8 protein-coding genes are annotated in these 7,810 nt (G+C 69.1%); all 8 read right to left on the bottom strand.

The features are described from left to right. Nucleotides 1-96: 96 nt before the first annotated feature. The gene (locus tag ACFWPX_RS11550; RefSeq protein WP_378927340.1) at nucleotides 97-1,317 is read right to left on the bottom strand and encodes a cytochrome P450; all 1,221 of its coding nucleotides are present in this window, start codon (nucleotides 1,315-1,317) and stop codon (nucleotides 97-99) included. Next, a complete protein-coding gene (locus ACFWPX_RS11545) occupies nucleotides 1,314-2,567 on the bottom strand; it encodes a cytochrome P450 (RefSeq protein WP_378927338.1) in 1,254 nt (417 codons plus the stop codon). The genes ACFWPX_RS11550 and ACFWPX_RS11545 overlap by 4 nt, the downstream gene beginning before the upstream one ends. Further along, a complete protein-coding gene (locus ACFWPX_RS11540; RefSeq protein ID WP_378927337.1) occupies nucleotides 2,564-3,115 on the bottom strand; it encodes an ATP/GTP-binding protein in 552 nt (183 codons plus the stop codon). Before ACFWPX_RS11540 ends, ACFWPX_RS11545 begins: the two co-directional genes overlap by 4 nt. A 43-nt stretch (nucleotides 3,116-3,158) precedes the next feature. Further along, nucleotides 3,159-3,503 (bottom strand): DUF742 domain-containing protein, encoded by a 345-nt coding sequence (locus ACFWPX_RS11535; RefSeq protein ID WP_378912687.1) that lies wholly within the window; start codon nucleotides 3,501-3,503, stop codon nucleotides 3,159-3,161. Then, the gene (locus tag ACFWPX_RS11530) at nucleotides 3,500-3,910 is read right to left on the bottom strand and encodes a roadblock/LC7 domain-containing protein (RefSeq protein ID WP_378912688.1); all 411 of its coding nucleotides are present in this window, start codon (nucleotides 3,908-3,910) and stop codon (nucleotides 3,500-3,502) included. Before ACFWPX_RS11530 ends, ACFWPX_RS11535 begins: the two co-directional genes overlap by 4 nt. Continuing rightward, complete coding sequence (locus ACFWPX_RS11525; RefSeq protein ID WP_378927335.1) at nucleotides 3,907-5,325, bottom strand: sensor histidine kinase; 1,419 nt, start codon at nucleotides 5,323-5,325, stop codon at nucleotides 3,907-3,909. The genes ACFWPX_RS11530 and ACFWPX_RS11525 overlap by 4 nt, the downstream gene beginning before the upstream one ends. A gap of 174 nt (nucleotides 5,326-5,499) precedes the next feature. Beyond that, on the bottom strand, nucleotides 5,500-6,711 hold the full coding sequence (locus ACFWPX_RS11520) for an SGNH/GDSL hydrolase family protein (RefSeq protein WP_378927334.1): 1,212 nt from the start codon (nucleotides 6,709-6,711) through the stop codon (nucleotides 5,500-5,502). After that, entirely contained in the window at nucleotides 6,708-7,706 is a 999-nt protein-coding gene (locus ACFWPX_RS11515) for a saccharopine dehydrogenase NADP-binding domain-containing protein (protein ID WP_378927332.1), read from the bottom strand. Before ACFWPX_RS11515 ends, ACFWPX_RS11520 begins: the two co-directional genes overlap by 4 nt. Between the last annotated feature and the right edge of the window lie 104 nt (nucleotides 7,707-7,810).

Here is a 7,810-nt window from a genome sequence, read left to right as displayed (position 1 = left end):
CCTATATCCCTCCCTGTGCGGCCCGGGTGTGGGCCCCGGGCCCGCCCCCGCCCCGCCCCCGGCCACCGCCCGCCCGGCGCCCCCCCCCGACGCCGGTCAGCTCAGGATGATCGGCAACGCGGCCAGATCGTTCTGGGTGAGTACCGGCAGATTGCCGATCTCACTGTCGGGCACGGCGAGTCGCAGCTGGGGGAAGCGGGCGAACAGCGCGGGCAGCGCGATCGCGGCTTCCAGACGCGACAGGGCGGCACCGGGGCAGATGTGCGGGCCGTAACCGAAAGCCAAGTGGCGGTTGGCGGTCGAGCGCGTCACGTCGAACTCGTCGGCGGTCTCGCCGTGCACCGCGATGTCGCGACCGACGGCGCGGTAGGACATCACCACGCCCTCGCCCTTGGCGATCACGGTGTCGCCGACGGCGATGTCCTCGGTGGCGAAACGCATCAGCAGGTGCGAGACCGGGCCGTCCCAGCGCAACGACTCCTCGATCACCTGCTTCCACTCCACGTCGCCGGCAAGCACTTTCGCCAGCTGTTCGGGTTCGCCGAGCAGCGCGCGCACGGTGTTGATGATCAGGCTCACGGTAGTCTCGTGCCCGGCGGCGACGAGCGCCTTGATATTGCCGATCGCCTCTTCCTCGGTGAGCGGCTCGCCGCCTTCGTCGGCGCTGATGAACGCCGAGGTGAGGTCGTCACCCGGGTCGGCGATCTTCTGCCTTACCTGGTCGGTGAAGTACACGTCGAGTTCGCCGATCACCCGCAGGCGCTCGTCCTGCGGGGTCATCACCGAGAAGAACTTCTTGTACCAGTCGAGCAGCTGCGCGTGGTCCTCGCGCGCGACTCCCATCAGGTCGCCGACCACGCGCATGGGCAGCGGGTAGGCGAACACCTCCTTGAGGTCCACCGTCGCGCCGTCGGCACCGGCGGCGGCGAGGTCGTCGAGGAGTTCGGCGGTGAGCTGCTCGATCACCGGGCGTAGCTCTTCCAGCCGCCGCGGGGCCAGTGCCTGCGCGGTCTTGAGGCGCAGCCTGCGGTGCTCGGCGCCGTCGACGGTGAACATGGAACGACCCGCGTCGACCATGCCGATCAGCGGCCACTGGTTCGTCACCACGCCGTCGGCGTACAGCGACCACGCGTTGATGTCCTTGACCAGCCGGGTGTCGGTGGTCAGCTGGCGCGCGACGGCGTGGTCGGTGATGGTCCAGGCGGGCACGCCGAGCAGGTCGATCCGGGTGATCGGGCCGAGTGATCGAAGTCGGGCGGTCTCTCCGTCGAGGTCACCGACCATGGGGTCGATGGCGAAAGGGCATGGCGAACTCACGAGAAACCTCCGACGGGTCGAACTGGTGTGAAACGAACGGGCAGAGCGGTCATGCCCCGAAGGAAAGCCGAAGGTCGCCGCGTGAGTTGGTCGGCGGGTACTGCGAGGTCCATGTCGGGGAGCCGGTCGAGCAGCACCTCGATCCCGGTCCTGGAGATGATCTCCGCGATCTGCTGCGCCGGGAAGGGGCAGCGGTATTCGCCGTAGCTGAACGCGAAGTGGGCGTTGTTGCCCGTCGGCACCGAGCCGCCCTCGGTGAACGACTGGCGCACATGCGGATCGAGATTGGCGGCGGCGAGACCGAGCAGCAGCATGTCGCCCGCCCGGATCGTCTGATCGGCCAGGCGGGTGTCGCGCGCGGCCCACCGCCCGGCCAGGATCGAGGTCGGTCCCTCTTCCCAGAGCACTTCGCTCATGGCCTCGCCGACGCTGCGCCTGCCGCCGCCCAGCGCGTTGGCGAAACGGTCGTCGGTGAGCATCAACCGCATCGAACTGCCCAGCCAGTCGGCGGTGGGCAGATGGCCCGCGGCGGTGATCGCCATCAGGTCCATCATGTATTCCTCGTCGGTGAACGGCTCGGGATCGGCCAGCATCAGCGACACCAGATCCCCGCCGGGACGGGCCTTCTTGGCTGCCAGGAGCCGTGCCATGTGCTCGGCGAAGCGCGCGTGCCCGGCCTGGGCGTCGGCGCCGCCGTCGGCGAGCAGTTTCATCACCAGGGCGAGGTCGGCCGCATCGGTATCGGGCAGGCCGAGAATGCGCGCCAGCGCCAGCACCGGCAGCATCACCGCGAATTCCGCCATCAGGTCGGCGGTGCCTCGACCACAGAACCTGTCGACCAGCCGGTCGGCGATTTCCTCACAGGCACGGCGCAATTCGAAGTGGTCGACCGCGTCGAGCGCGGGTTCCACCATCGCCAGATGCCTGCGGTGTTCGGCGCCCGCGGTGAAGTAGATCGAGGGCATGGGCCGCCCGACCATCGGGAGCAGCGGCCAATCGTCGGGCACCTTGCCCCACTGATTCCACAGCGACACATCGCGCGGGAAGAGCAGCGGATCACTGGTCACCTGGTGCAGTTCGCGGTAACCGATGATCAGCCAGGCCGGGAACCCGCCGGGCAGTTCCACCTGCACGACCGGACCGTGGTCGCGCCGCATCCGCCGATAGACCTCGTGCGGTTCGATGTGGAACTCGGGGCCGCTCAGCGGCACCGCGCCGGTGATCGGGCAGGCGCCGGTCGGTGAGCTCATGAGACGGATTCTCCCTGCGGGACGGCGGAATACAGATGCTCGACCAAGGTGATGAGCACCTGTTTGCTCGATTCGCGCGAGCGCGCGTCACACATCACCAGCGGCACCGCCGGATCGAGATCGAGTGCTTCACGCACATCGTCGGCGGCGTGGGAATCACCGAAGTCGTTGCAGGCGACCACGAACGGGGTGCCCTGATGTTCCAGCCGGTCGATCGCGTACCAGGAGTCGCTGATCCGGCGCTGGTCGACAAGCACGATCGCGCCGAGCGCACCGGCGAACAGCCGGTCCCACAGGAACCAGAACCGCTGCTGCCCAGGCGCTCCGAACAGATACAGCACGTGTTCGTCATCGAGGGTGATCCGGCCGAAGTCGAAGGCGACGGTGGTGGTCGATTTGCCCGGCACACCGCTGGTGTCGTCGACGCCTGCCCCGACATCGGTCATGGTGGCCTCGGTGTCGAGTGGCCGGATCTCACTCACCGAACGCACCAATGTCGTTTTGCCGACACCGAATCCGCCGATGACCACGATCTTCAACCCATGCATTGCCGTGCTGTGTAGCGGCGCTCGAGCCCGCTCGGGCACGTTCTCAGAGCTTGCGAAGTCCAACGAGCACCTTCTCGAGGGTGGAAGCATCCAGCGACATCGCCGCCGACAGCGGTGGGCGCACGGTGATCTTGCCCGCGGCCAGCAGGTCCGACAGCACGACCGTGGCGACACCGACGGGCAGGCGCAGCTCGGCCGCGATCTCCACCACCGCGGTCGGCGCCCGGCACATGTCAAGGACCGCGGCCTGCTCCGAGGACATGCCCGCGCTGGGGGCCGACTCGCTGACCACCAGGGTGACCAGGTCGAAGTCCTCGGTCGCGGGCGCCCGGCCGCCGGTCAGGGTGTAGAAGCGGTCGGGATCGTCGTCGCGACCTGCCCTGGTCAATCGATCGCTCCGCGTCTGGGCGCCGCCGCCAGGTGCTCGCCGAGCTGTTCGACCAGCTCGTGCATCGTGTGCCCGACCAGACCGGCATCGGCGTCCTCGGCGGCGACCACCGCCAAGTGCGCGCCACGCCCGGCCTCGACCACGAACAGGATGCCGCCGTAGAACTCGGTCATCGACTGGCGAACGCCGCCACGCCCGTCACCGAACTCCACGGATGCCCCGTGCGACAGGCTCTGGAACCCCGCGGCGATAGCGGCCAGCTGATCGGCGCGATCGACATCGAGTTCGGGTGTATGGCAGATCTTCAGCCCGTCACCGGACAGGAGCAGGGCATGCCTGGCGCGCGGGGTGCGGGCGAGCAGCTTCTCGAGCAGCCAGCCGAGATTCGCGGGGGCGGTGGTGGTCATCGGTCCTCCTGTGGGTCGGGAGCCGCGGCGGCGCTGCCCGGTTCGTGGCTTGCGGTGGTGCGGCCCGGCGCGGAACGCTGGAACGCACCGAGGGCTGTGGGCTTGGCCGGTGGCGCCTTGGCGGCCGGCGCGGTGGACAGGCCTTCGGGGTGGACCTGGGCCAGGGTGTCGCCCCGGCGGCGTTTCGGCAGTGTGGGCGAGGAGGACGGAGCAGTGTCGGGCTCCGGTCGCGCGTGCTGACCGGCAGGCGCGCTGAAATCCATGGTGCCGGTGTCGGTTCTGCGCGGGATCGGACTGTCGAACTGGCTCAGCGTGGCGGGCTCGGCGAAGCGCGGCGGGGCCACCGCATTGCGGCTGCGGCGTTCGGCGCGCGCGGTGAGCTCTCGCGGGACGACAACGACGACCGCGGTGCCGCCGATCGCCGACGGCCGATACGACACGGTGAGTTCGTGTTTGCGCGCCAGATGCCCGACCACGGCAAGCCCGAGCCGGGTTCCCGACAGCGAGGCCAGGTCGGCGCCCTTGCCCTTGTGATCGCGGCCGGTGACGGCGGCTTCGGCGCGGCGCAGCGCGGAATCGCTCATGATCAGGCCGCTGTCCTCGATCGTGATCACCACGCCCGCGGGCACTTCCGCGGCGTAGACGTGCACCTCGGTGGTGGGCGGCGAGAAGTTGCAGGCATTGTCGAGGAGTTCGGCGAGCGTGTGCATCACGCCTTCGGCGGCATGCCCGGCGATGCCGATCTCGGCGATCGCCCGCAGCCGCACGCGCTGATACCCGGCCACGCGACCCATCGCGCCGCGCAGAATCGATTCCATCGCGATCGGCTTCGCCCAGCGGCGGCCGGTGCGCGCACCGGACAGGACCGCGATGCTGTCGGCGAGCCGCCCGGCCTGGGCGGTGCGGTGGTCGATGTGGAGCAGGTCGGTGAGCACCCGAGGGTCGGCGTGGCGGTGTTCCATCTCCCGCAGCTCGGCCAGCATCGAGGTGGTCATCGCCTGGATACGGCCCGCCGCACCGGCGAACGCGGCCAGTGCCGCCGCGCCCCGCCGCGAATTCTCCTGTGCTTCCCAGGCGTACGCGGCGGTGTGTTCGTCGGCCTGGGTCAGGCGTGCGCTCGCCTCGGCCACGGTGGCGGCCAGCTGCTGTTCGGCACGCTGGGCGGTGGCCAGACTCGCGCGCGCCTGCGCGCGCTGACGCAGTGCGAACCAGACCGCGGGGCAGCCGAACAGTGCCGCGGCCACCGCGGCGGCGAGTACCGGGATGCCGACGGCCTGCGGGGTGAAGACCGCGGTCACGGCGGCGATCGCCACCACCGCCACCCCGGCGCCGAGCACCACGGATCCGGCGCTGTCACCGGACCCCTCCGGTGCGGCTACCGTCTGCGCCATCGGCAGTACTTCCGCAGTACTCACAGGCCCCCAGCCATCAGTGGTCGATCAAACACGCAGCAAGGCAGCCTGTTTCGAAGTCGGAATCGAGCATATCGAGCCCCCGCCCTACCTGCCACTCGACCGATCAGGGTTCACCGGCCGTTGGGGTACGGGTCAGCGTCCAGCCTGGTCGCGGCCCGTGCGGCGAGACGGTGATCACGTGGCGAGGGCTCGTGCGATGACCACCGCCATGGCGCGATAGCCGGAGTCATTGGGGTGCAGGTGATCACCGCTGTCGAACGCCGCGGCGAGGCGGGTGCGATCACCGGGTGCGGTCAGCGCTTGTTCGAGATCGACCACCTCGTCGAACGCGTCCGACTCCCGGATCCAAGTGTTCACCTCGATGCGCAATCGCTCCTTCTCTGGCGAGAAGTAGGTCGACCCGGCGAACGGCGGGATGGTCGCGCCGACGATGTACACACCGTTCGTCCGCGCCTGGGTGATCAGTTCGCGGTATCCGGCGATGAGCTGATCTGTCGAAACCTCCGGGTAGACCGCCCCGTCCGGCCCCGCGCTACCCGACAGCCCGATGTCGTTGATCCCGATCAGCACGACGGCGGTGCCGACGCCCGGTTGCTCGAGGACGTCGCGGCGGAAACGGGCGAGGGCGCTGTCGCCGAGCACGGTCGAGTCGGTGAGCAGCCTGTTGCCGCTGATTCCGGCATTGACCACCGGGCCGTGGTGGCCCGCCGCCGCGAGCTGGTCGGGGTAGCGCTGGTCGGCGTCGAGGGTGGAGCGGTAGCCGTCGGTGAGCGAGTCGCCGAAGGCCACGGTGACATCGCCCGCGCTCGGTCGCAGGGTGTCGACGCCTGCCAGGTAGTACCAGGATTGGGAGGTATCGGTGAAGGGTGCCGCCGAGGGATCGGCGGCGTGATCGCCGTGTGCCCGGTAGGTGGTGGCGAGCGCCTGGCCGTGCTGGGTCGCGGGGCCGGTGGGTTGGGCGAAGTAGAGGGTCACCGCCATCGACGCCCCCGCCGTGTCCACCGCATCGCTGACTATTTCACCCCCCGGCGCGATCACGAAGCTGGACTGCCCACCAACGGTCAACGCCCGCAACGATTCCGGGACGACAGCGGCTCCGCCCGCACTGGCGGCGACCGTCGCCGCCGAGACAGGCAGTGGGTACTCCCCGTAGCGGTTCGACAATCGGACTCTGACCTGCGGGCCCTCGTGCGACAGGCGAATCACCTGTCGCACAGTCTGATCGGAGAAACCCATCGCGGACCAGTTCTGGTAGATCGGGTACTGGAGCGCGGTCGCCCAGGCACTCGACCATGAGGTTTCGGTATCGCGCGCACCGAACGCCACCAGGGCCAGCGCGGACACGGCGGCGACGGGTGCGGCGATCCAGCGTAGGCGCACCGTCACCGGAGCGACCAGGTCATACCGAAAGTAGCGAGGTCGTCGAGGAATTCGACCGGCTCGAACAGTTCGGCGGGTGAGTGTGCGCCCGGCTTGCCCGCACCTCTCACGATGCGCGTCGCGACCTCGACCGCGAGTTGCGCGCTGTTGCGGTAGGCGTCGGGACCGCTGCCGATGCCGCGCAGTGTCCGGCCGTCGCGACGGATGTCGACAACCATCGAGTACGCGGCAGGGGCCGACGGCGTCTCGGGCGCCGCATCGAGATCGGCCTCGGTGACAGTGCCGACGATCTCGAAGATCGACTTCGCGAGTACGCCCTCCACCGAGCGCACCGCCGTGTGGCGCGGAATGGTCACGACCGAGGGTTGTGGAAACTTCATCACTGCAATGGGTTCCGTCTCGTCAGGGAGTAGGAAGGTAGCGCGGCGGGGCTGGGGGCCGGTGTGGAATTCGCCGTCGGACCAGGACAAGCCTCCACTGGTGAAGACTTCCAGATTCTGGAAGACGGTGCGCATACTCCCGCGCGAGCCCTCGCCGCCGGGCGCGGCGACGTGACTCAGGACGATCTCGTCGGCGCCGCCGAGTCGCTGCGCGCCGAGGTGGGCGAGCAGGTCGCCGAAGATCCCTGCTTCGGTGGTCGCGGTCGAGAGCGTCACGCCGGCTGCTGCCGCGAGCGGGCCGTATTCAGCGAAGACCTTCTCGACGAAGAGCTGTTCGCCCGCGACGTCGATGTAGTGGGTGCCTGCCGCGATGGCAGCGCGCAGGACTGTTTCGCCGGTGCCGGTGTAGTCGGGCAGGGTGCTGATCACGGCGTCGACATCGGCGAACGCGGCGACGAGGGCGGCGTGATCGTCGGCGGCGGCGACGCGGACCTCGGCGCCGAGACCGGCGAGCCGCTCGGCGTCGCGACCGACGGCCACGGTCTCGATGCCGCGCTCGCGCAGCTCCCGCACCGCGAATGTTCCGACGTGGCCACTGGCTCCGTAGACGGCGATCTTCATGTCGTTCTCCTTGTTCATCGGGCTGATGAACTCAGCGTATGAGCCATATGCGAGACATTGAATCATCCAGAATCTTGCTCAGATATCCAATCGTCTCGACGAGT

It is taken from the genome of Nocardia sp. NPDC058518 (assembly GCF_042719655.1).
In the GTDB taxonomy this organism is placed as follows: Bacteria; Actinomycetota; Actinomycetes; order Mycobacteriales; family Mycobacteriaceae; genus Nocardia.
Note: the sequence above shows the minus strand (reverse complement) of the source record. Positions and strands in the feature narration are given on the sequence as shown.